The 23439-nt window shown below is 47.2% G+C and carries 22 protein-coding genes; 1 reads left to right on the top strand and 21 read right to left on the bottom strand.

Annotated features, from left to right (window positions below; all coding sequences use genetic code 11):
• Positions 1 to 35 precede the first annotated feature (35 nt).
• The 5 genes from DHX103_RS15610 to DHX103_RS15590 form a co-directional block, all read right to left on the bottom strand.
• Positions 36 to 1175: an acyl-CoA dehydrogenase gene (locus tag DHX103_RS15610; RefSeq protein WP_422123137.1), complete on the bottom strand. Its 1140-nt coding sequence runs from the start codon at positions 1173 to 1175 to the stop codon at positions 36 to 38.
• 151 nt (positions 1176 to 1326) lie between these two features.
• Positions 1327 to 2481 carry an RNA polymerase sigma factor RpoD gene (gene rpoD / locus DHX103_RS15605; protein ID WP_422123136.1) on the bottom strand — a complete coding sequence of 385 codons (1155 nt, stop codon included), beginning with the start codon at positions 2479 to 2481 and terminating at the stop codon, positions 1327 to 1329.
• A 31-nt stretch (positions 2482 to 2512) separates the two neighbouring features.
• A complete protein-coding gene (dnaG, locus tag DHX103_RS15600; protein ID WP_422123135.1) occupies positions 2513 to 4306 on the bottom strand; it encodes a DNA primase in 1794 nt (597 codons plus the stop codon).
• A gap of 201 nt (positions 4307 to 4507) precedes the next feature.
• Complete coding sequence (locus tag DHX103_RS15595; protein ID WP_422123134.1) at positions 4508 to 5311, bottom strand: pyruvate, water dikinase regulatory protein; 804 nt, start codon at positions 5309 to 5311, stop codon at positions 4508 to 4510.
• 10 nt (positions 5312 to 5321) lie between these two features.
• Positions 5322 to 5960, bottom strand: coding sequence for a helix-turn-helix transcriptional regulator (locus DHX103_RS15590; protein ID WP_422123133.1), 639 nt, complete (start codon positions 5958 to 5960; stop codon positions 5322 to 5324).
• Positions 5961 to 6275: 315 nt separating this feature from the next.
• On the opposite strand from DHX103_RS15590, the gene DHX103_RS15585 reads away from it, so the two are divergent.
• Positions 6276 to 7652, top strand: a complete 1377-nt coding sequence (locus DHX103_RS15585) for a glycine--tRNA ligase (RefSeq protein ID WP_422123132.1) — start codon at positions 6276 to 6278, stop codon at positions 7650 to 7652.
• A 537-nt stretch (positions 7653 to 8189) separates the two neighbouring features.
• Here the strand turns inward: DHX103_RS15585 and recO are convergent.
• From recO to dnaK, 16 genes are all read right to left on the bottom strand, one after another.
• On the bottom strand, positions 8190 to 8972 hold the full coding sequence (recO, locus tag DHX103_RS15580; RefSeq protein WP_422123131.1) for a DNA repair protein RecO: 783 nt from the start codon (positions 8970 to 8972) through the stop codon (positions 8190 to 8192).
• Between the two features lie 12 nt (positions 8973 to 8984).
• Positions 8985 to 9902 carry a GTPase Era gene (gene era / locus DHX103_RS15575; protein WP_422123130.1) on the bottom strand — a complete coding sequence of 306 codons (918 nt, stop codon included), beginning with the start codon at positions 9900 to 9902 and terminating at the stop codon, positions 8985 to 8987.
• Positions 9886 to 10296: a cytidine deaminase gene (locus tag DHX103_RS15570; protein WP_422123129.1), complete on the bottom strand. Its 411-nt coding sequence runs from the start codon at positions 10294 to 10296 to the stop codon at positions 9886 to 9888. The genes era and DHX103_RS15570 overlap by 17 nt, the downstream gene beginning before the upstream one ends.
• Positions 10297 to 10316: 20 nt before the next feature.
• Complete coding sequence (locus DHX103_RS15565) at positions 10317 to 10670, bottom strand: diacylglycerol kinase family protein (protein WP_422124799.1); 354 nt, start codon at positions 10668 to 10670, stop codon at positions 10317 to 10319.
• Entirely contained in the window at positions 10657 to 11139 is a 483-nt protein-coding gene (gene ybeY, locus DHX103_RS15560) for an rRNA maturation RNase YbeY (RefSeq protein ID WP_422123128.1), read from the bottom strand. The genes DHX103_RS15565 and ybeY overlap by 14 nt, the downstream gene beginning before the upstream one ends.
• Before the next feature lie 15 nt (positions 11140 to 11154).
• On the bottom strand, positions 11155 to 13296 hold the full coding sequence (locus DHX103_RS15555; RefSeq protein WP_422123127.1) for an HD family phosphohydrolase: 2142 nt from the start codon (positions 13294 to 13296) through the stop codon (positions 11155 to 11157).
• 120 nt (positions 13297 to 13416) lie between these two features.
• Positions 13417 to 14376, bottom strand: coding sequence for a PhoH family protein (locus DHX103_RS15550; RefSeq protein WP_422123126.1), 960 nt, complete (start codon positions 14374 to 14376; stop codon positions 13417 to 13419).
• A gap of 225 nt (positions 14377 to 14601) precedes the next feature.
• Positions 14602 to 15066, bottom strand: coding sequence for a hypothetical protein (locus DHX103_RS15545; RefSeq protein ID WP_422123125.1), 465 nt, complete (start codon positions 15064 to 15066; stop codon positions 14602 to 14604).
• 29 nt (positions 15067 to 15095) lie between these two features.
• The gene (gene floA, locus DHX103_RS15540; protein ID WP_422123124.1) at positions 15096 to 16082 is read right to left on the bottom strand and encodes a flotillin-like protein FloA; all 987 of its coding nucleotides are present in this window, start codon (positions 16080 to 16082) and stop codon (positions 15096 to 15098) included.
• Positions 16083 to 17411 (bottom strand): NfeD family protein, encoded by a 1329-nt coding sequence (locus DHX103_RS15535; RefSeq protein ID WP_422123123.1) that lies wholly within the window; start codon positions 17409 to 17411, stop codon positions 16083 to 16085. It lies immediately after the preceding gene.
• A 252-nt stretch (positions 17412 to 17663) separates the two neighbouring features.
• Positions 17664 to 17837, bottom strand: a complete 174-nt coding sequence (gene rpsU / locus DHX103_RS15530; RefSeq protein ID WP_112232367.1) for a 30S ribosomal protein S21 — start codon at positions 17835 to 17837, stop codon at positions 17664 to 17666.
• A gap of 94 nt (positions 17838 to 17931) precedes the next feature.
• Positions 17932 to 18600 carry a deoxyribose-phosphate aldolase gene (gene deoC / locus DHX103_RS15525; protein ID WP_422123122.1) on the bottom strand — a complete coding sequence of 223 codons (669 nt, stop codon included), beginning with the start codon at positions 18598 to 18600 and terminating at the stop codon, positions 17932 to 17934.
• A 67-nt stretch (positions 18601 to 18667) separates the two neighbouring features.
• Entirely contained in the window at positions 18668 to 19405 is a 738-nt protein-coding gene (locus tag DHX103_RS15520) for a 16S rRNA (uracil(1498)-N(3))-methyltransferase (protein WP_422123121.1), read from the bottom strand.
• Between the two features lie 13 nt (positions 19406 to 19418).
• On the bottom strand, positions 19419 to 20360 hold the full coding sequence (gene prmA, locus DHX103_RS15515; RefSeq protein ID WP_422123120.1) for a 50S ribosomal protein L11 methyltransferase: 942 nt from the start codon (positions 20358 to 20360) through the stop codon (positions 19419 to 19421).
• A gap of 15 nt (positions 20361 to 20375) precedes the next feature.
• A complete protein-coding gene (dnaJ, locus tag DHX103_RS15510) occupies positions 20376 to 21485 on the bottom strand; it encodes a molecular chaperone DnaJ (protein WP_422123119.1) in 1110 nt (369 codons plus the stop codon).
• A gap of 113 nt (positions 21486 to 21598) precedes the next feature.
• Positions 21599 to 23437, bottom strand: a complete 1839-nt coding sequence (dnaK, locus tag DHX103_RS15505; RefSeq protein ID WP_422123118.1) for a molecular chaperone DnaK — start codon at positions 23435 to 23437, stop codon at positions 21599 to 21601.
• Positions 23438 to 23439: the final 2 nt, after the last annotated feature.

The following is a 23439-nucleotide window of genomic DNA, read 5'->3' as shown; positions in this document are numbered from 1 at the left end:
GATAAGTTTTGTTCCTTTGTGACAAATTCAGCAATTTAACAGCCGATTTGACGGGCAATGACCATTCGTTGAACTTCTGATGTGCCTTCTCCGATTTCAAGAAGTTTGGCATCGCGCATATAGCGCTCCACTTCGTATTCTTTCATATAGCCGTAGCCGCCGTGAATCTGAATCGCTTCATTTGCAACTTGCATGGAAATTTCAGAAGCGTAAAGTTTTGCCATAGAAGCTTCTTTCGTAAACGGTCGTCCCTGATCTTTCATCCATGCCGCTTTATAGACCATATTACGCGCCAATTCGATTTTCATCGCCATATCAGCTAATTTAAATTGCGTAATCTGGAATTCCGACAGCGTTTTGCCAAATTGCTTGCGTTCTTTGGAATAAGTCAATGCCCGGTTGAAAGCGGCTTGTGCAATGCCGACTGCCATCGCAGCGATCCCGATGCGCCCGCCGTCCAGCGTCACCAAAAACTGTTTAAAACCGTCTCCGCGCTTGCCAAGTAAGTTGCTTTTTGGAACGCGCACATTATCCAGTACTAATTCGGTCGTATTGGACGCATTCAAGCCCATTTTTTCGTAATTGTCAATAATTGTAAAACCTTCAGCGTCCGTCGGCACAATAATTGCGCTGATTTCTTTTTTGCCGTCAACCATGCCTGTGATCGCTGTGATCGCCAAATGCTTCGCGTGGCTTGCATTTGTGATATAAACTTTCGACCCGTTGATGACCCAATCGTCGCCATCTTCAATCGCACGTGTTTCTGTGCCGCCTGCGTCTGAACCGGCATTGGGTTCTGTCAGGCCGAATGCACCAAACGATTCACCTGTACAGATCGGCGTCAGGTATTTTTCTTTCTGTTCATCCGTGCCGAACAGATTAAGTGGAGCGCCCCCCAGTGAAATGTGCGCGGAATACGTAATGCCTGTCGAAGCGCAGGCACGGCTCAATTCTTCTGTGACGATTGCAAAACTCGTCGTGTCCGCGCCGGCACCGCCGTATTTTTCATCAAACGGCAATCCCATCATCCCCATGTCGGAAAGCTGTTTGAAAATTTCTGTCGGAAATTCTTTGCTGCGGTCGCGGTCAATTGCTCCGGGAGCCACTACCTTATCCGCAAATTCCTTGATTGTCTTTTTAATCATCTGCTGTTCTTGCGTTAAGTCGAAATTCATTTTTTACATCCCCTTTGATCTGAATACGCTTTCAATATTCATTATATAGCTAAAATTCCGTCAAACTCAATAGATAAGGGTAAATTGATAAATGTTCATATAAAATAAAACAAAAAACCGTTCCTCATTTTACGATGAGAAACGGCTTTGCTTATTCTAAAAAGTCTTTCAGGCGTTTGCTTCTTGAAGGGTGGCGAAGCTTGCGAAGGGCTTTGGCTTCGATTTGGCGAATTCGCTCACGTGTGACGCCGAAAACTTTTCCGACTTCTTCAAGTGTGCGTGTGCGGCCGTCATCAAGGCCGAAACGCAGGCGCAAAACATTTTCTTCCCGGTCCGTCAGCGTATCCAGCACATCTTCCAGCTGCTCTTTTAATAATTCATAAGCGGCGTGGTCAGACGGGGATTGTGCATCCGAATCTTCGATGAAATCACCCAGATGGGAATCGTCTTCTTCACCGATCGGCGTTTCAAGTGACACCGGCTCTTGTGCAATCTTCAGGATTTCGCGCACTTTTTCTGGCAGCAGATCCATTTCTTCCCCGATCTCTTCCGGAGAAGGGTCGCGGCCCAGATCCTGCAGCAGCTGACGCTGAACGCGGATCAATTTATTGATCGTTTCAACCATGTGTACCGGGATTCGAATCGTACGGGCCTGATCGGCGATCGCGCGTGTAATTGCCTGGCGGATCCACCACGTCGCATACGTACTGAATTTGAATCCTTTCGAGTAATCGAATTTTTCAACCGCTTTGATAAGACCCATATTTCCTTCCTGGATCAAATCCAGGAACAGCATTCCGCGGCCGACATAGCGTTTGGCAATACTGACAACGAGACGCAGGTTGGCTTCAGCCAAGCGTTTTTTCGCTTCTTCATCACCTTGCTCAATTAATTTCGCGAGACGGACTTCCTCTTCGGCCTTTAAAAGATCCACTCGGCCGATTTCTTTCAGGTACATGCGGACCGGATCATTGATTTTAACGCCCGGCGGCACACTGAGGTCGTTCAAATCGAATTTTTCTTCCGTCGGTTTCATGAGCCGTTCCAGATGCTCTTCGTCATCGGATTTTCGTTCGAGTTCAATGCCATGGCCTTCCAACTGGTCGATAAATTCCTCCACCTGGTCGGATTCCATTTCAAAAATCGCTAATTTATCGGCTATCTGTTCATAATTGAGCTCACCGCTTTTCTTACCGGCTTCAATCAATAGCTTTTTGGCTTCTTCTACACTCACTTCCGGACCTTCAGTAGTCAATGGTACGTTGCTTGCTTCAACTTCATTTTGGCGTTCAGACTTTTCAGCCATTCGACTTCCTCCTTTAAAAACCGGAATTAAACTATAGCGACTTTCGCAATGCAATCGCTTCTTGTGCAAGAAGCAAAGCGCGTTTCAGGTCGTGCTGTTTTTCCGCTTCTTTTGATTGCTGTAACTTCATGGAAATTTCCTGCTCGACCCGATTCTTGCGCAGGTGTTTCAGGCAGTCAGCTATTTCTTCTTCCGGATGATCTGGATCCCGTTCGGATAGAGCGGTTTCCATTACCAGCTTCCGAAGTTCTGCATCTTGGAGCGTTTCCAAAAATTTATGGAAATCCGCTTTATTCCATTCTTCATAAAAACCGAGCAATTGCACGTATATTGCCTGGAATTCCTCACTAATGAAAGGAATTCCATCTTCCTGGGCGAGTTTGTCCATCACCGCTTCATCTGCCAAAGCATGTGCCAGCAGCAACCGCTCCGCTCGGTGAAGCGAAGTCACTTTCTTCGGCGCTCGTCTGACTTCTTGTGGAGCGGGTTCAGAACGATTCTTTTCAACAGATTTGTTTTCCAGTTTACGGTAATGCTGTAAAATTGCTTCCTGGGACAAGCCGGTTTCACCGGCTAATTGCCTGATATAAAGGTCGCGTTCCAGCGGTGTGGAGCGTCCAGCCAATAATTGGAGGACTTCCTGGATATATTGGAGCAGATCATTTTCATATTGAAAATTTTTATGGCGCCGCGCATGCATCATGGCAAAAGCGATGAATGCATGTGGCTTGCCGATGATCTGTTCCTTAAAAGCTTCGCTGCCGTTTTCACGGACATAATCATCCGGATCCATTTTTCCTGGCAGTACAGCAACTTCCACTTTGAACTTTTCCTGATTCAGCGCAATGGCTGCGCGTTTGGCCGCTTCCCATCCTGCATCATCGCCGTCAAAACAAATGACGACTTCCTGGGCAAAACGTTTCATCACCCGGATATGCTGGGATGTCAGGGATGTCCCCATTGTCGCAAGCGCATTGTCAACACCTGCTTTTCCGGCCGCAATAACATCCATAAAGCCCTCGAAAAGAACGATGCTTCTGTTCTTTCTGATGGAGCCTCTCGCGAGATGGAAATTATAGAGCACCTGGCTTTTTTGGAAAATCGGAGATTCCGGGCTGTTCATATATTTGGCTTCCTGTTTCGTGTTTTCCATGATGCGGCCGGAAAAGGCGATCGCCTTGCCGGTTTCATTCATGATCGGAAACATAATGCGGCCGCGGAACCGGTCAAAATAACCATCCGACTGTTCACGGGCGATCGCCAGCCCGCTCGAAGTTAATTCTTCTTCCGTATATCCTTTTTTCTGCAATGCGGCAGACATATAATTCCATTCAGGAAGCGACCAGCCGATGCGGTATTTCTCAATCATCTCATGACTGAATCCGCGACTTTCAAGATAATCCAGCGCCGCCTGTCCTTCTTCCGTATTCAGCAAAATATGATGGTACATATCCGCTGCGAATTCATGCATTGCCACAAGCCGGCTGTCGGCTTTGGAAGGCGCTGCAGCTCCACTCGAAGGCGCGCTTATTTCCACATCGTGGCCCGTACGCTGCCCTAATTGGGATAAGGCTTCCTGGAACGAAAGATTTTCGATATCCATCAGGAACGTAATGACATTGCCACCGGCACCGCATCCGAAACAGTGGAAAATCTGTTTATCAGCAGTGACGGAAAATGACGGGGTGCTTTCGCCGTGGAATGGGCAAAGCCCAAACCAGTTGCGGCCCCTTTTGGTCAATTGCACGTATTCACCGACGATATCAACAATATCAGCAGATGAACGTATTTTCTCGATCACTTCTTCTGGTACCCTACTGGACACATTAATCACCATCTTTATTTGCTTAACATACTTAATTCGTGATACAGCGTTAAAATCCTTCATGTTTCAGTAAAAAGATGAAGTGTGCAGAAATGGTCTATCTAAGTGTTTAGCCACAATTCTTCATTATAAAACTCTTTTCACAAAAAATCCACAATTAAAGTAGAAAAACCCCCTTTGCAGGTGGTTTCTCTACAGTCTTTATTTCAACTTGCTCATTATCAGGTTGGCGGTCTCTTCCACAGCGCGGTTTGTTACATCAATTACTTCGCATTGGATCTTTTCGACCACTTTATTAAAATGAACGATTTCTTCATGGATGCGCTGGATTTTCGCATAATTGGCATCATCGTTCAAGCCAAGTGCAATCAGCCTTTCCTTGCGGATATGATTCAGTTTTTCAGGAGAAATGACGAGTCCGAAACATTTTGCTGGATCTACCTTGTAAAGTTCATCCGGCGGATCCACTTCCGGCACGAGCGGCACATTCGCCACTTTCAGCCGCTTATGCGCAAGATATTGCGATAACGGCGTTTTCGATGTTCTGGAAATGCCGACAAGGACAATGTCTGCCATCAGGATGCCTCTCGGATCGCGGCCATCGTCGTATTTTACGGCAAACTCGATGGCTTCAACCTTTTTGAAATAATCATCATCCAGTTTGCGGACCAGTCCCGCTTCTTCCAGCGGTTCTGCATTCAGCTCGACTCTGAGCGCATCCAGCAACGGACCCATCAGATCCACAGCGGTGACATGCAGGCGGCCGGTTTCTTTGACGATAAAGTCCCGCAGTTTAGTGGACACTAGCGTATAGACGACAAACGCACGCTGGTCTGCAGCCATATGTATAATATCCTTCACCTGGTCAATTGAATCGATATATGGAAACCTTTTCAATGAAACATTCTGATCAGGATTCAAATACTGGCTGACTGCTGCTTTTGCCACCAGTTCCCCTGTCTCTCCCACTGAATCGGAAATCACGAATACTCGCAATAAATTCATCGTTTTCACCTCACAATTCATGGCTTTCGGATAAGGACAAAAATGCCCGGGTAATATTGGTTTTTGTAATTCGGCCCACTACTTTCAGGCCGTTCGCCAATTCTTCGACCACCGGCAGCGCGTCAATCTGCTGATTGATCAGCCTGTTTGCCACCTGGATCAAAGAATCCGCTTTGGAGCAATAAGTTATATTTGGCATACGTGTCATGATGATATGAACGGGAATCGCCGTCAGGTCCTGGCTGCCAAGACTGGTGCGCAGCAGATCTTTACGGGACAACACGCCTGTCAGCATGGAATTTTTATCCACAACGAAAAGCGTTCCTACATCATCCAGAAACATCTGGCTGATGGCATCATAAACGCTGACGTTCTCTCTGACAACAATCGGAATCGACTGAAAGTCTTTCACTTTCATATTATTCATCGTATCGGTGACATCATGTCCCGGCTTTTTGCCGGAATAAAAATAGCCGACCCGCGGACGTGCATCCAGGAATCCGGCCATCGTCAGGATGGCAAGGTCCGGCCGCAATGTCGCCCGCGTCAGATGAAGCCGCTCGGCAATCTGCTCACCAGTAATCGGGCCATTCCCTTTGACGATTCGCAGTATCTCTTCTTGTCTTTTATTGAGTTCGATCGGACTCACCGCCTCAAGATATGTGTTATACTCAATGATGATTATTATATACTAATTAAGCTTTAATTGCTAAGAAAAATTCGGCATGGTACAATATTGAAAGATTCTATAGCAGGCAATGATGGATTTATAAGTACTGCCAATTGAGCGAGTGGGGATGGTGCAAGCCCGCAACGGCAGGAAAAGGCAATCTGGAGCCATTTTAAGTTGGAGCGGGCTGCTATCTGCAGCCAATCGAGGTGGAACCGCGGGTCTTAACGTACTCGTCCTCGGACATTTATGTCCGGGACGTGTGCGATTTTTTATTTTATGGAGGTAATTTTTATGTCAATGGAAGAAGTAGTATCTTTAGCAAAACACAGGGGTTTTGTATTCCCGGGCTCTGAAATTTACGGAGGCCTGGCCAATACGTGGGATTACGGTCCCCTTGGCGTCGAACTCAAGAATAACATCAAAAAGGCCTGGTGGAAAAAGTTTGTTCAGGAATCGCCTTATAATGTCGGACTTGACGCAGCCATCCTGATGAATCCGAAAACCTGGATCGCTTCCGGGCACGTCGGCAACTTCAATGATCCGATGATCGATTGCAAAGGCTGCAAAACGCGCCACCGCGCCGATAAATTAATCGAAGAGGCACTCGACGCAAAAGGCATCGAGTTGATCGTTGACGGATTGTCGTTTGAAAAGATGGGGGAACTCATCGAAGAACATAAAATCGACTGCCCTGTCTGCGGCAAACATGATTACACTGAAATCCGCCAGTTCAACTTGATGTTCAAGACGTTCCAGGGTGTTACTGAAGCTTCCACAAACGAAATCTTCCTGCGTCCGGAAACGGCACAAGGAATTTTCGTCAACTATAAAAACGTTCAGCGCTCGATGCGTAAAAAGATGCCATTCGGGATTGCCCAAATCGGTAAAAGTTTCCGCAATGAAATCACACCGGGCAATTTCACTTTCCGTACCCGTGAGTTTGAACAAATGGAACTTGAATTCTTCTGCAAACCGGGTGAAGACCTGGAGTGGTACGCTTACTGGCGCGACTTCAGCAAAAAATGGCTGCTTGACCTTCATATGTCTGAAGACAATATGCGCCTGCGCGAACACGATGCGGATGAACTATCCCATTATTCGAACGCCACGGTCGACATCGAATACAAATTCCCGTTTGGCTGGGGCGAGCTTTGGGGCATCGCGGACCGCACCGACTTTGACCTGAAACGCCATATGGAACATTCAGGTGACGATTTCACTTACGTTGACCCGATCACCAACGAACGATTTGTACCGTATTGCATCGAGCCATCGTTAGGTGCTGACCGTGTGACGCTCGCCTTCCTCGTGGATGCTTATCACGAAGAAGCACTCGACAACGACGACAAACGCACTGTGCTGAAATTCCATCCGGCGCTTGCTCCTTATAAAGCAGCAATCCTTCCGCTGTCCAAGAAATTGGCAGAAGGCGCGACAGAAGTATTCGCTGATTTGGCGAAACATTTCATGGTCGATTACGACGAATCCCAGTCCATCGGCAAACGCTACCGCCGCCAGGATGAAATCGGCACGCCGTTCTGCGTGACTTACGATTTCGATTCTGTAGAAGACGGCCAAGTAACCGTCCGCCACCGCGATTCCATGGAACAGGTGCGCATGCCGATTGCAGAAGTGCAGGCATACATCGAAAAGCATATTCAGTTTTAATTAGAAAAAGCGCTGCCCCATAAGTTGGGGCAGCGCTTTTTTAGTTTATTAATATAGATAAAATGAAAACCGATATTGCGCAAAACAGCTTCGCTTGCCTGGGGGCTCGCGCTGAGCTAACTCGGTCTCGTTTCACTTCGCCCGAGTGGATCTTGCACTTCGTCGGCATTCGCCTGCTCCCCTGGGCGTCTTCGCTGTTTTGCTCCATATCTCAGAAACACCTTCTAAAAGCAGAAATTTACTTAATTCACTAAGAAGTAAGAAAACTGACACTCCGATTCTAAACAACATTTAAATGAAGCGGAAGGCGGCGAAGGGCAAAGATGTGCTCCTGCATCGCTGCGCTGCTTCGTCACAAAGACTTGTCCTCGCAAGCTTCGGACAATGTCTTTCCTGCAGGAATTAGAGCGAGTTCTGAGACCTCGCCAGGAGCGTAGCGACTGAGGAGACCAGGCAGCACCCAGCGGAACGCGTCCACCTGAAGCGAAATGATTAGAGAGGTAGATAGTTTCTCGACAGCCAAAAACCCGCAAAAGACTAATCGTCTGTTTGCGGGTCTTCTTTTTTCGGGAAAAATTCCGGCGTGCGTTCGAGCTGTTCAAGGAACTTCCTCGATTTCAACCGGATTCCCGCCTGTTCTTCGTATATCGTGCGGACAATCTGTTTCATCAGCGATTTCGACTCTTTTTTCAAGGTCAGGGAGCCGACGCGTTCAATCGGCACGAAATAGAATGTGCGGATCAATTTCACCAGCGCCGGACTCAACCGGATGATGTACGGATCGATGTGGAAACAGCGGTGGCATAGAAAACCCAGTTCCTGAAATGAAAAGGCAAACTCGCCGTCTGTCGCCCCGCAATTCGCACATTCATGCAGCGTCGGCGCAAGCCCTGCCGTCTGCAGCATTTTCCACTCGACGAATAAGGTGATCGCTTCCGGATCATAGCCTTCTTCGATGGCATGAAGTGCCTGATACAGCATTTCATAGATGCCCGGCTGCGGCTCATCCTGCTCCGTCAGGCGGTCTACAAGTTCCGTCACATAACTGGCATAGGCCGTCGACATGAGGTCTTCACGGATATGGCGCAGCGATTCCAATTGGTCGCCCGCTGACAGCGTGCCCATCCCTTTGCCTTTGTAAATCGAAAATGTGCCATGCGTAAACGGCTGGGTAATGGCGGCAAGCCGGCTTGCCGGCTTTTTCGCACCTCTCGCCATGCAGGTTATTTTGCCTGCTTCACGGGTGAACAAGGTGACGATCTTATTGTTTTCACCATACGGCATCGTGCGGATGACGATGCCTTCTAATTGACTTTGCATGGAGACTACTCCTTAGTATTCATCGTCTCTGAAACCAAAATCACGCAAATGAAGGGATTTATTGCGCCAGTCTTTCTGCACTTTCACCCATAATTCCAAATAGACTCTTGAACCAAGCAGGTTCTGAATGTCTTTGCGGGCGCGCGAACCGATTTCTTTCAATAGCGCGCCTTTCTTGCCGATGACGATGCCTTTTTGGGAATCGCGCTCCACCATGATGATTGCCTGGACGCGGATCATATCCGGATGTTCTTCATCCGGTGCAATTTTCTCAATCACAACTGCGATGGAGTGAGGAATTTCTTCCCGCGTCAAATGCAGCGCTTTTTCGCGGATCAATTCGGAAATGATAAAACGTTCCGGATGGTCCGTCACCTGATCAGCCGGGTAATATTGAGGGCCTTCCGGCAAACGCTCGGAAATTTTCGCGAGCAAGTTGCCTACGTTATTGCCCTGCAATGCCGAAATCGGAATCGCTTCTGCAAAATCGAATTCATTGCGATACGATTCGATGAGTTTCGGCAAATTATCCGGATGCACCTGATCGATTTTATTGAGCACAAGGAATACCGGCACGTCGATGCCTTTCAGCATTTCAAGCACGAAGCGGTCCTGTTTGCCGATGCGCTCATCGGCACTGGCCACAAACAGCAGCACATCCACTTCGCGGAACGTGTTTTTAGCCACTTTCAACATGAAGTCACCGAGTTTATGGCGCGGCTCGTTGATGCCGGGTGTATCGATAAATACCATCTGGGTGTCGTTTGTCGTGACTACGCCCTGAACTTTATTGCGCGTCGTTTGCGGTTTGTCGCTCATGATGGCGATTTTTTGGCCGACCACACGGTTCAGGAATGTCGATTTGCCGACATTCGGGCGTCCGATGATGGAAATAAAACCTGATTTGAAGCCGTTATTTTCCTGTTGCATATTTTAAATCCTCCGTTGAAAAAGCTCCAGGCAGTAATTCGCCGATTGTTGTATCCTGAACGTCGCCTTTTAAATTTGTTAAATAAACCGGCATATCCGGTGCACAGAATTCAGCCAGCACCTGGCGGCAAGCACCGCATGGTGACACCGGTCCTGCAGTATCAGCAGAAACAGCCAAAGCGGTGAATTTCACATCGCCTTCCGATACAGCTTTAAAAACTGCGGTGCGCTCTGCACAATTTGTCATCGAATAACCGGCGTTTTCGATATTGCAGCCCAAATAGACTTTGCCGTCAGCTGTCAACAGCGCGGCCCCTACCGGGAAATTCGAATAAGGCACGTATGCGTTGCCGCGTGCCGCTATCGCTTGTTCCAATAATTGTTTCTTTTCCATCCCAATCACCTCTATAAAAATTAAAACCATTTTGGTAAAAATATTAGTAAACCAATTATAGCACTTGCAATGGCAAATACCAAAACGGCGCCTGCAGCCATGTCTTTTGCCTGCTTTGCAAGAGGATGCAGATCGGGGCTCGCGAGGTCGACAATGCGCTCCATCGACGAATTGAGCATCTCAAAAGCCAGCATGCCGCCAATCGTCAGCGTAATCATAATCCATTCCATCGTGGACAATCCGGTCAACAGCCCAGCCATGATAACGCCGGCGGCCGCTGTAAAATGAAACCTGATGTTCTGTTCACTCTGCAGCGCGGTGCGGATACCGGCAAACGCAAAAACGAATGACCGAAGGAACCTAATTGCCTTCATAGCCATCACGCGTGATTCCAAATGAATTCAAAATCACGTCCTGTTTGGCGAACATCTCTTTTTCTTCGGATTCGTTCATATGGTCATAACCCAACAGATGAAGAAAACCGTGGACGGCCAGAAAACCCAGTTCCCGTTCAAATGAATGGCCGTAATCCGCTGCCTGTTCTTTCGTACGGTCCAGCGAAATGATGATATCGCCCAGCACACGCGGTTCTCCGGAATCCTGGATTGTTATTTCGCCAACGCCCGTTTCTTCCATTGCAAAGGAGATGACATCCGTCGGCTGGTCTTTATCGCGATATTCCCGGTTAATGTCGCGGATCCTGTCATTTGTCACGAAACTGACCGATACTTCGGCCTCTTCAACTCTTTCATTGTTTGCTGCATGCTGCAGAATTTTTTCCACAAATTGAATGTCGCTGTCACCTAAAGTTTCGGTTTCATCCATGAAGTCGATTGTTAACAATCCAAAAACCTCCTCTTATTCATCATCTTTCGGGTATTCGATTCTGGAATGGAAAATACCGTTCAGCGTTTCACACATGACATGCTTAATCGTTTTCAGTTCTTTCATCGTCAAGTCACAGTCATCAAACTGCCCGTCTTTCAGTTTATCTTCAATTATCGCATTCACCAATTTTTTTATCTTTTCAGAAGTCGGATCCTTCATCGAGCGGACTGCTGCTTCGATGCTGTCTGCCGCCATAATGACCGCATTTTCCTTGGTTTGCGGTTTCGGGCCCGCATAGCGGTAATCCTCTTCCCGCACGTCGGGATTCGTTTCTTTTTCCTTCATATAAAAGTATTTCAACAGGCTCGTGCCGTGGTGCTGATCGGCAATATCAATGATTTCTTTCGGCATTTTATGCTTGCGCAGCAGTTCTGCCCCTTGTGCACCGTGGGACAAAATGATGTCCCGGCTCTTCTGCGGCGGCAAGGAATCGTGTGGATTGGCAATATTCACCTGATTTTCAATAAAATATTGCGGCCGTTTCGTCTTGCCGATATCGTGGTAATAACAACCGACACGCGCCAATAATCCGTTTGCACCGATGGCCTCACAGGAAGCATCCGCCAGATTGGCCACCATGACACTATGGTGATAAGTACCCGGCGTTTCCGTCAGTATTTTCTTCAACAGCGGATGGTTCGGATTCGCCAGTTCAATCAGCCGCATAGGGGACAGCAAGCCGAAAGCCCATTCGAAAAAGGGCAGCAGGCCAATCGTTAATGCACCCGACAATAACCCCGAAATCACCGCAGCGGCAAAGTAATAGCCAACTTCAGCCATATCGTATTGGCTCTGGGAGATCAACAGATAGAAACCGATAAACAGCGAATTGACGATTGCGACAAACAGGCTGGTCTGCAATAATCTTGCGCGGCGGTCGTCCCGTTCGATCAAATAGACTCCAGCCAGTCCGCCGAACAGCACATAGAGAACCGTTTCCATCTGTAAAACCGGTGCATAATCGTTCTGCAGCATAATTCCGGCACTTGCAGCAATCAGGATTGTAACAAATAATGCAGTTCGTTCATTGACCAGCATTCGGACAATCATTCCCGCCAATGCTGTTGGGAATAGGAATGTAATTTCCACATCAAAATTCCCATTGACTAAACTTAGAATTTTCATAAGGGTCAGGCTGATGACAATAACTACAGCCATAACGAGCAATGCAATGGTTTTCTTCTGTTCAGACTCATGTGATCGATGGGTGATTATCCATAATATGACCATCGCCATCAGCACAAACAATAATAGGCCGAGTGCCGGCTTCAAATCTGTTTGGTCTTCTGTCATGCCTGCAAGTTCGAGCTGGCGGTATACTTCCCGGTCAATCACCTGGCCTTCCTGCACAAGCACTTGCCCCTGCAGAATTTTAGTTGGCTCTACGCTGTCTCTCGCCTGTTCCAATTGAGCTTCCGTCAATTCTTCATCGACCGTTTCGTTTGCCATGATGCCAAATCGGCCGATCGTCACAGCAGCCTGAAGAACGGAAGCCGGAATTTCTTCGTTGTTCCGTATCGATTGTTCAGCTTCATTGCGCTTTCCGCCCACTTCCTGCTCACGCACCGGAAAGGCGAGAATTTCTTCAACAATTTCTTCGATCTCCTGTTGAACCGTGCCCAAACGGTCTTCAGATAGGGTCAGCAGCGAACGCAGCATCTCATCCGTCAACCTTAGGCCATTGTCATTCGTTTCCATCAAACGGGTCGTTTCGCGCAACTCCGTCAGCATGTCCGGCACATCGGCAGTTTCTTCTTCGTCGGACGCTTCGCCGTCATTGTCAGCTTCAAGATTTTTGGCGTCTTCCACATAACCGAATAACGATGCGATGACGGCTGATTGATTGCCCGCCAGCTCATCATTGAATTTATAGCTCGGTGTCAATTCTGATGCGGCCCGCTGTCTTTCAAGCTCTGTTTTCACCGGGTCTTCAACTGTTTTGGATGACCGGATTGTTTCCTCCGATAATTGAAACAGTTCGACATTGTATGTATTATCATTCACTGAACTGTAAAAGAAACTGTAGAAAATGATGCCTATCAGAAAGATCATTGCCACCGAAAAAACTTTGAAACCTGTCTTTTCAATCATTGCCCGAATTCGTGAGACCATCTGACCACCCCGCTCTTAGTACTTACATCATATCAATTCCGCTGAAAAATTTCACGATAATTGCGAATTATTTCCATTCATTCTATAAATGTACTCCTTACGCCAATGAAAAAACCAGCCTTAAGTCGGCTGGTCTTCATAAGCATCGATTATTTTGGACACCAGTGGATGGCGAACGACGTCTCCGCTCTCCAGATAGATGAATTGAATTCCGCTGACGCTCTTCAGGATTTTTTCAGCGGCAATTAAACCCGATTCTGCACCGCGGGGTAAATCTATTTGGGTCTTGTCTCCGGTAATGATCATTTTCGAGCCAAAGCCAAGACGTGTCAAAAACATTTTCATCTGTGCTTTGGTGGTGTTCTGCGCTTCGTCAAGGATGACAAATGCTTCATCCAGCGTTCTGCCGCGCATATAAGCGAGCGGCGCCACTTCAATGGTGCCGCGTTCGATAAACCGGTTCGTCTGTTCAACGCCGAGTACATCGTGCATGGAATCATACAATGGCCGCAGGTAAGGATCCACTTTTTCTTTCAAGTCACCCGGCAGAAAACCGAGGCTTTCTCCAGCTTCCACAGCCGGCCGGGTCAAAACGATGCGTTTCACACTGCCATTTTTCAGTGCCTGGACTGCCATGACAACCGCCAGATAGGTTTTTCCGGTTCCTGCTGGTCCGATGGCGAAAGTCAGGTCTTTGTTGCGGATTGCCCGGATATAATGCCGTTGGCCGATCGTTTTCGCTCGGATGATTTTACCGGCCGCATTTCGGGCAACTTCCTCATCATAGAGTTCGGCGAAATATTCGATGGTGCCTGCTTTTGCCATTTCAATGGCGGAAACGATGTCCCGCTGATCGATATTGATGCCTTTGCGGATCACTTTCAATAATTGCTCTATTAATAATTTCCCGGTTTCTCTGCCTTCATCTGTCCCTGACAGTTTGATGACTTCACCGCGCGTAAGGATTTGTATTTCAAATGCTTCTTCAATCAATGTCATGTGATTATCGGAAATGCCTAACAGAAGCACCGCTTCATTTGGATCTTTCACATGAAGTTCTAATAATTCGTTGTCTGTCATTCGGTCACTCCTTGTATACATTATTTATTCTGATTTTACTCTATCATTAAATGTGAATCGCTGTAAAATATTTTCACACCCTTTTAGTTTACATAATATAATTATACGAAAAATTTACGTGTTTGCCATCTCAGCCTGTTCCATATTGAACCCGGCCAAAGAAAAAAGCCTGCGGAAGAATCGAAATTCTTCCGCAGGCTCCTGCTATCCATATTTGCAAAGACATTATTTCTTTCTTTTCGCTTTTGGCGGCAAGAAGACTTCCGCTAAAATGATCCCTCTTTGCGCATCACTTTGTGAAAGCGGAAATAAGTTTTTCGCAGGCGCCGGTTTTTCTTGGATGGCGGTTGCCGGCTTCTGATGGGCCGACAGTCTGCCGCTCGTCCGCTCTACTGCAGCAGCGGCCGGCTGACGATCCGGCCGGCTTTTCGTATGCCGTTCAACCGCTTCTTTTGCCGCCTCTTTAACCTGTGTTTTTTTATCGGTTTCAGTGTTCATCTGCGCCTGGAATTCGCCATAAATTTCTTTGGCGTAATCTTCCATGCGCTTGAATCCACCTTGAGTGCGGCCAGAAGGGCTTTGTTGCTTCTCTTGAGTGCCACCAGACGAAGAACGTTCCTGGCTTTTCTTTTTATTGCTGAAAAACGCGCTTACTGCCATGATGATCAGGGCAAATATGAGTGGTTCCACGTAATAAACCTCCTCTTAAATCGTTGCTGTTATTCTTCATTAGACTGCGGCGTGCTTGTTTTCGCAATCGAATCGCGCATGCCCGTATCAGCCTGTACATTTTTATAATTGACGTAATCCATGACTCCGATATTGCCAGAACGAAGAGCTTCCGACATAGCAAGTGGAACTTCCGCTTCAGCTTCAACAACTTTAGCTCTCATTTCCACTACTTTCGCTTTCATTTCCTGTTCGCTGGCTACAGCCATTGCACGGCGTTCTTCCGCTTTGGCCTGAGCAATTTTCTTATCTGCTTCAGCCTGCTCTGTCTGTAATTCAGCGCCGATGTTTTTGCCGATATCAACATCCGCAATATCAATGGAAAGAATTTCGAAAGCTGTTCCTGAATCAAGGCCTTTGCCCAACACAGTCTGAGAAATCAAATCGGGATTTTCAAGAACTTTTTTGTGGCTTGTGCTTGAACCGAGTGTCGATACAATACCTTCACCTACACGGGCAACGATTGTTTCTTCACCGGCACCACCGACTAGACGGTCGATGTTGGCACGCACCGTAATGCGGGCTTTCGCTTTCACTTCGATCCCGTCCATCGCAACACCAGCGATAAATGGTGTTTCAATAACTTTCGGGTTTACTGACATTTGGACGGCTTCCAGAACGTCACGTCCTGCAAGGTCAATAGCAGCAGCGCGTTCGAAAGGCAATTCGATGTTGGCACGGTGTGCCGCGATCAAAGCGTTTACGACACGGTCAACGTTACCGCCTGCCAGGTAATGGCTTTCCAATTGGTTGATCTGAACCGATAATCCGGCTTTTGAAGCTTTGATCAACGGATTCACAATGCGTGATGGAATTACGCGGCGAAGACGCATACCGATCAAGGTGAAAATACTTACTCTAACACCTGCTGCTAATGCTGAAATCCATAATGTTACGGGTACAAATGTAAAGAATATTGCCAGAATTACGATGACACCAATTATGGCGGCTCCAAGATATATTGCTTCTAATCCCATTTATTCTTCCTCCTCTTTTTCTTCCAGTTCGCGGACGACGATCCGTGAACCTTCTACCTTAATAATTTTAACATTTTTACCGCGTCCGATGTAGCGCCCTTCGGAAACTGCATCAATTCTTTCATCTCCGAAGATTATGGTGCCGGATGGCCGCAATTCGGTAGCTGTACGAGCCATCTGGCCAATCAGTTCAGGCCGATTGGCGGTCGATACATAACCGCTTTTCGTATCGGTGGAATCCGATAAGATGATGCGTTTGAATAGTTGAAGCCTTTTGCCAAAAAATTTCACCACTATCACCATCCCTAGAGTTGCTGCAACCATTGCGATAAGCACCGCGACAGCAGTAGTTTGTAAATCTCCGCCTGCCAGCAGAATACTGCCGAGGACAGCGGCGATCCCAAGAAAGCCCAACACGCCGCCGGGAACGAAAAATTCCCCAATCATCAAGCCGAGCCCGAGAAACAGCAAAATAACGGATTCGAAGCCTGCGAGGCCTGCGACAAGGTGTCCATAAAAGAACAGCAGCAGTGAAGTCAACCCGATAAATGCGGGTACGCCAATGCCCGGCGTGAACAATTCAAGCAACAAGCCAAGCATCGCAACGCTCAGCAAGATTGGCACAACCACCGGATTTGTTAAAAAACGCGCGAGACTCTCAGAAAAAGTTTCATTAACATAAACCAGTTCACTGTCCTGCAAATTCTTCAGTTCGAGCAATTCCTCGATCGATGAGACAGTGCCTTCAGAATAGCCCACTTGTTCCGCTTCACCAGCCCTGAGTGTCAACAATTCGCCTTCTCCTGCTCTATACTCCGGGAGATCGACTGAAGCATCTGACATGGCAAGCGCGAATTCCGGATCCCTATCCGAGCTTTCGGCAGCGTTTGCCATCGACGAACGCCATGCGCTGTCCGCTTTGTCGCCCGCTGCGTTGCCGGTCTGGTCAATGACCTGTGCAGCTCCCATTCTACCTGAAGGGTGCATATAAATTTCATCCGCATTCAACGCCAGAAAAGCTCCAGCCGACAGCGCATCCCGGTTGATAAAAGCGTACGTCGGAATTGAGGTTTCCTGAAGCAGGCGTGCGATTCCGTCTGCTGCATTGACAAATCCTCCCGGCGTATCAATTTCAAAGATGATTGCCCCGGCATCTGCATCTTCCGCTTCTTCAATGCCTCTGTCGATGAATGCCTGCAAGCCTCTTTCAACTTCCGCTTCCACCGGAATTATGTAAACGGAATGGTTGTCTGCATGCAGCACCGGAATCAGCGACAGCAATAAAAGAACAAACAACATAAAAGCAGTAAAGATTTTTATCTTTGCCATAAAAACCACCCCTTTACTAATCCGCTCTTTACTATACGGATGACATTGAAATCGGTTTCAAATTTCCTGTTTCTTTAATTATAAATTTAAACTTTTGGAATAGCGAAGAAAGCGCTTTCCAGTTTTACCAGGAATCCATGCCTAGTCACGTTTTGTCCATAAAATAGAAAAACCGGCTGCACAATGGATGTGCAGCCGGTTTCAGCTGATCGTTCATATTTTTAAAAGTCTCATTTTAAAAGTAAGGGTCAATTAAAATTTACGTTTACGCGCAGCTTCTGATTTTAGTTTGCGTTTCACGGACGGCTTATCATAATACTCGCGCTTTCTTACCTCTTGCATTGTTCCGGATTTAGAAACAGTGCGTTTGAAGCGGCGAAGAGCATCTTCAATCGATTCGTTTTTACGAACGTTAGTTTTTGTCATCTCTTTTTCCCTCCCTCCGAACACACGTTGAAGCAAATAACAACAAGTGTTATATACCAAAAATTATATCGTATGTTCAAACCCGAGTCAATAGTTAATAATCGGAATCCGATTTCATGCCCTGCATAATCAGGACGCCTGAACTCGCGCCGATACGGCTTGCGCCCGCATCAATCATGGATTGAACGTCTTCCAGGCTTCTGACTCCTCCGGAAGCTTTGACACCAAGTTCAGCTCCGACAGTTTTGCGCATCAGTTTAACGTCTTCAATTGTTGCGCCTCCTGTTGAGAAGCCTGTTGAGGTTTTGACGAAATCTGCGCCCGCTTCTTTCGACAGGCGTGAAGCCAATACTTTTTCTTCATCTGTCAAAAGGCTCGCTTCGATGATCACTTTTACGATGGCTTTGCCTTTAGCAGCTTCAACAACGGCTTGGATATCCTTCTTTACAAGTTCGCTGTCGCCGGATTTAATCGCGCCGATGTTGACGACCATGTCAATTTCTTCTGCGCCTTTTGCGATGGCGTCAGTAGTTTCAAATGCTTTTGTTTCAGTAGTCGATGCGCCAAGCGGAAAACCGATGACGGTGCAGACTTTCACTTTGCTGTTTGTCAGTTCCGCAGCCGCAGTTGCCACATAGGAAGGGTTGACGCAAACAGAAGCGAATTCATATTCCGCTGCTTCTTTGCAAAGTTGAATAACCTGTTCTTTTGTCGATTCCGGTTTTAATAAAGTATGGTCGATATAAGATGCAATGTTTGTCATGAAAATGCTCCATTCTTTAATTAGATTAAATTAGTGGTAATGTGCGTTCACAGCTCGCTCCTTGAACTCATTCGAATTCATAGGACATTGCGGACAAGGCATAGAAAGGAGCCGTCTCTGCCCGCAGGATGCGCGGACCAAGAGAGGTGAACAGCGCACCGGCCCGTTTCAAGCTGGAAACTTCATTTTCTGAAATTCCGCCTTCGGGGCCGAAAACAATCAATATTGAACTTTTATCATACAATGTTTTCAAAATATCGGCAAACCGCGCCGGGCTGGCTGATCGCGCTTCTTCTTCATAAGCCACAATTACCGCGTCATAGGAAGTTGCAGCTTCCATCAATTGCTTAAAACTGTGAACATTATGGATTGCAGGAAGATGGGTACGGTGGGATTGTTCTGCCGCTTCTTTGGCAATCTTTTGGAGCCGTGAAATCTTTTTCTCCCCTTTTGCCGCATCCCACTTGACGACCGATCGTTCGGCCGCAAAAGGAAGCAGGGCAAACATACCGAGTTCCGTGCTTTTTTGGGTGATGAGATCCAATTTATCGCCTTTGGTCAAGCCACACGCAATCGTCACCTGCTTCGGCATCTCCACAGTCGATTCGATCTCCTTTTCGAGACGCAGTTCAATATCGCGCTCAGCCGCAAGGATCGTCGCTTCAAAAGCTCTGCCTTCCATTACCGCAATCAGCCCGTCGCCAGCCTTTTGGCGCATAACTTTGGCGATGTGCTTTGCATCATCGCCAGTAATTTCAGTTATGCGGTTTTCGGGAACTTTGCCTTCAATAAAATACCGCTGCATCGTTGCACCCCGTTCATACAGGTTTTTTTGAAATGATCGTTACCCAGTCTTCCATCATCATAATATCTTCTATTATAAAGCCGGATCCTTCCAGCGCTTCCTTGACGTCATTTTTCTTAGCTGAAATAATACCGGATGTAATATAATGGCCTCCCGGTTTCACAACTTGAAAAGCGTCATCCGTAAAGGACATGATGATTTCAGCCAGAATGTTTGCGACAACGACATCCCCCGGCTCTTCAATCGTATCGACCAAATTGCCGCCCGCGACCGTCACACGATCCTGTACTCCATTGAGTTTGACATTAATGCCGGCAGCTTTGACCGCAATGTCATCCAAATCGAGTGCTTGGACTGATTTTGCGCCCAGCAAGGCCGCACCGATTGCCAAAACACCAGAACCGGTGCCGATATCGATTACCCGCTGACCCGGTTGGACAGTTTTCTCCAACGCTTGCAGGCTCATCACAGTAGTGGGATGAGTCCCTGTTCCAAACGCCATCCCCGGATCCAACTCGATGATCAGTTCATCGCTCGACACCGGATTGTAGGTTTCCCATGTCGGCACAATCGTAAAGCGCTGAGAAATTTTGACCGGATGGTAATATTTTTTCCAGGCAGTTGCCCATTCTTCCTCATTCACTTCGCTGATTGACACGACGTTGGCACCAATATTGATGTCATAGGTGACGAGATTATTGACAGCCAGTTTTATCGCTTCGACCGTTTCGCCGAGAAAACTGTTGACCGGCAGATAGGCTTTCAGGATAACGCCATCTTTTGGAAAGTCATCCGGATTTAAAGACCAAATCTCTCCGAATTGATCTTCCCGCTCTTTTGAAAAATCTTCCGAGTCCTCAATCACCACACCACTGGCGCCCGCTTCATGCATGATGTTCGAAATGGATTCAATCGCTTCGTTTGTTGTATGGATGGATAGTTCTGACCATTTCACGTGCAAACAGCTCCTTTAATCGCCTTTGATGGTGCGTTTGATTTTGTCGAATAACGAACTTCCCTGTTCTTCCGGAATGTCTCCACTGATCTCCGCGAACTCTCTAAGCAATTGACGCTGTTTTTCGTTGAGTTTCGTCGGTGTTTTCACGCGGATGATGACATGCTGGTCTCCTGTGCCGTAGCCGTGAACGTTTTTGACACCTTTCCCTTTCAGACGGAAACGTGCGCCGCTCTGCGTACCTGCTGGAATTTTCAATTTCACTTTCCCGTGTACAGTAGGCACTTCGATTTCATCACCCAGCGCTGCTTGTGGATAAGTGACTGATAAATCGAGGAAAATATCATCGCCTTCGCGTTGGAATTCTTTATGCGGTTTCACGCGGAAAACGACATAAAGGTCTCCTGCTGGTCCCCCGTTATAGCCCTGTGCTCCTTGTCCGCTGACCCGTAATTGCTGGCCATCGTCGACGCCGGCCGGAATGCTGACTTTGATTTTCTTAACTTTGCGCACTTTGCCTGCGCCTTTACAAGTTTGGCATTTTTCTTCGATGATCTGGCCGGATCCTTCACAATGATGGCACGCTCTGCGATTGACCATACGGCCGAAAGGCGTATCCTGCGTCACGTTCAACTGGCCTGTTCCTTCGCAATATGGGCACGTCTTTTTCTTGGTGCCCGGTTTTGCGCCGGAACCGTCACATGTATCGCAATTTTCTTCTTTCGGAATTTCAACTTCCGTCTCTTGTCCGAACACCGCGTCCATGAAATCGATTGGCATGGAGTACTGGAGATCTTCGCCTTTTCTCGGCGCATTCGGATCACGGCGTCTCGTTCCACCGCCAAAGAATGTGCTGAAGATGTCTTCGAATCCGAAGCCTTCTGCTCCGCCGCCGAAGCCCTGATTCGGATCCTGGTGGCCGAACTGGTCGTATTGTGCACGTTTTTGCTCATCGCTCAATATTTCGTAAGCATCTTTGACTTCCTGGAATTTCTCGGATGCATTCGCATCCTTATTGATATCCGGATGGAATTGTTTTGACAATTTACGGTACGCTTTTTTAATTTCTTCCTTGGATGCCGTTTTGGAAACACCAAGCACCTCATAATAATCTCGCTTATTCATATGTCACTCTCCCTCTAACAATCACCTGTTATTGTACACGCTATTAAATGAGCTTGCAAAGACATTGAAAAAGCCAAAGCATGTTGCTTTGCTTTGACTTTTTCGGGTCTCTCTTATTTCTTGTCTGAATCGTCGTTAACTTCTTCGAAATCAGCATCAACGATATCATCGTTTTCGCCGGCTGCACCTTCTGTGTCGCCTTCAGCTGCCTGTTGAGCTGCTGCTGCCTGTTCATAAGCTTTCATCGACAAAGTTTGCAGGATTTCGTTCAATTTCTCTTTCTTCTCGCGGATGTCATCTGTGCTGTCGCTCTCGAGAGCAGCTTTCAATTCATCGCGCGCATCTTCAGCTTGTTTCTTCTCTTCTTCAGTTACCACTTCGCCTAAGTCAGCGATTGTTTTATCTGTCTGGAAGACTGCCTGGTCAGCTTCATTGCGAAGTTCAACTTCTTCTTTCACTTTCGCATCCGCTTCTGCATTTTCTTCCGCTTCTTTGATCATGCGTTCGATTTCATCGTCAGTCAATGAAGTGTTCGACTGGATTGTGATCGTTTGTTCTTTCTGCGTGCCAAGGTCTTTCGCTTTAACGCTTACGATACCGTTTTTATCAATATCGAATGAAACTTCAATTTGTGGTACGCCGCGCTGTGCTGGCGGAATATCAGCCAATTGGAAACGGCCAAGCGTTTTATTGGCTGCTGCCATTGGACGCTCCCCTTGAAGAACATGGATATCGACAGCCGGCTGATTGTCAGCGGCAGTTGAGAATGTTTGTGATTTTGAAGTTGGAATCGTCGTATTGCGCTCGATCAATTTCGTGAATACGCCGCCCATTGTTTCGATACCAAGAGATAATGGCGTTACGTCAAGAAGAACTACATCTTTAACGTCACCAGTCAAAACTCCGCCTTGAACAGCTGCGCCCATCGCTACTACTTCATCCGGGTTTACGCCTTTATGCGGCTCTTTGCCTGTTTCTTTCTTGACAGCTTCCTGAACAGCCGGGATACGTGTTGATCCACCGACAAGAATTACGCGGTCAAGTTCTGATGCTGAAATCCCGGCATCTTTTAATGCCTGGCGAGTTGGCCCCATTGTACGTTCTACCAATGATGAAGTCAGTTCATCAAATTTCGCGCGGCTCATAGTCACTTCAAGGTGAAGCGGTCCTGATTCGCCGGCAGTGATAAATGGCAATGAAATCTGAGTTGAAGAGACGCCGGAAAGATCTTTTTTCGCTTTTTCCGCTGCATCTTTCAAACGTTGCGTTGCCATTTTATCTTTGGAAAGGTCGATTCCGTTATCTTTTTTGAATTCCTGCACCAGATAATCGATGATCAATTTATCAAAGTCATCTCCGCCAAGACGGTTATCGCCTGCAGTGGATTTTACTTCGAAAACGCCATCGCCAAGTTCAAGGATGGATACGTCAAACGTACCGCCACCAAGGTCATAGACCAGGATTGTTTCATCTGTATCCGTTTTATCAAGGCCATAGGCAAGTGCTGCTGCAGTCGGCTCGTTAATGATCCGCTCTACTTCAAGACCCGCGATGCGCCCTGCATCTTTTGTTGCCTGGCGCTCTGCATCATTGAAATAAGCCGGAACTGTAATGACGGCTTTCGTCACTTTTTCACCAAGATATTCTTCTGCATAACCTTTAATATATTGTAGGATCATGGCAGAAACTTCCTGAGGCGTATATTCTTTGCCTTCGGCAGAAACTTTTTCCTGAGTTCCCATTAAACGTTTAACAGACTGGATCGTATTTGGGTTCGTGATTGATTGGCGTTTAGCTACTTCCCCGACCTGACGCTCGCCGTTTTTGAAAGCCACAACAGATGGTGTTGTGCGGTTGCCTTCCGGATTCGGAATGATTTTTGGTTCGCCGCCTTCTAAGATTGCGACCGCTGAATTTGTTGTTCCTAAGTCAATACCAATAATTTTACTCATTT

This window comes from Planococcus daihaiensis, assembly GCF_049262615.1.
GTDB lineage: Bacteria > Bacillota > Bacilli > Bacillales_A > Planococcaceae > Planococcus.
Note: the sequence above shows the minus strand (reverse complement) of the source record. Positions and strands in the feature narration are given on the sequence as shown.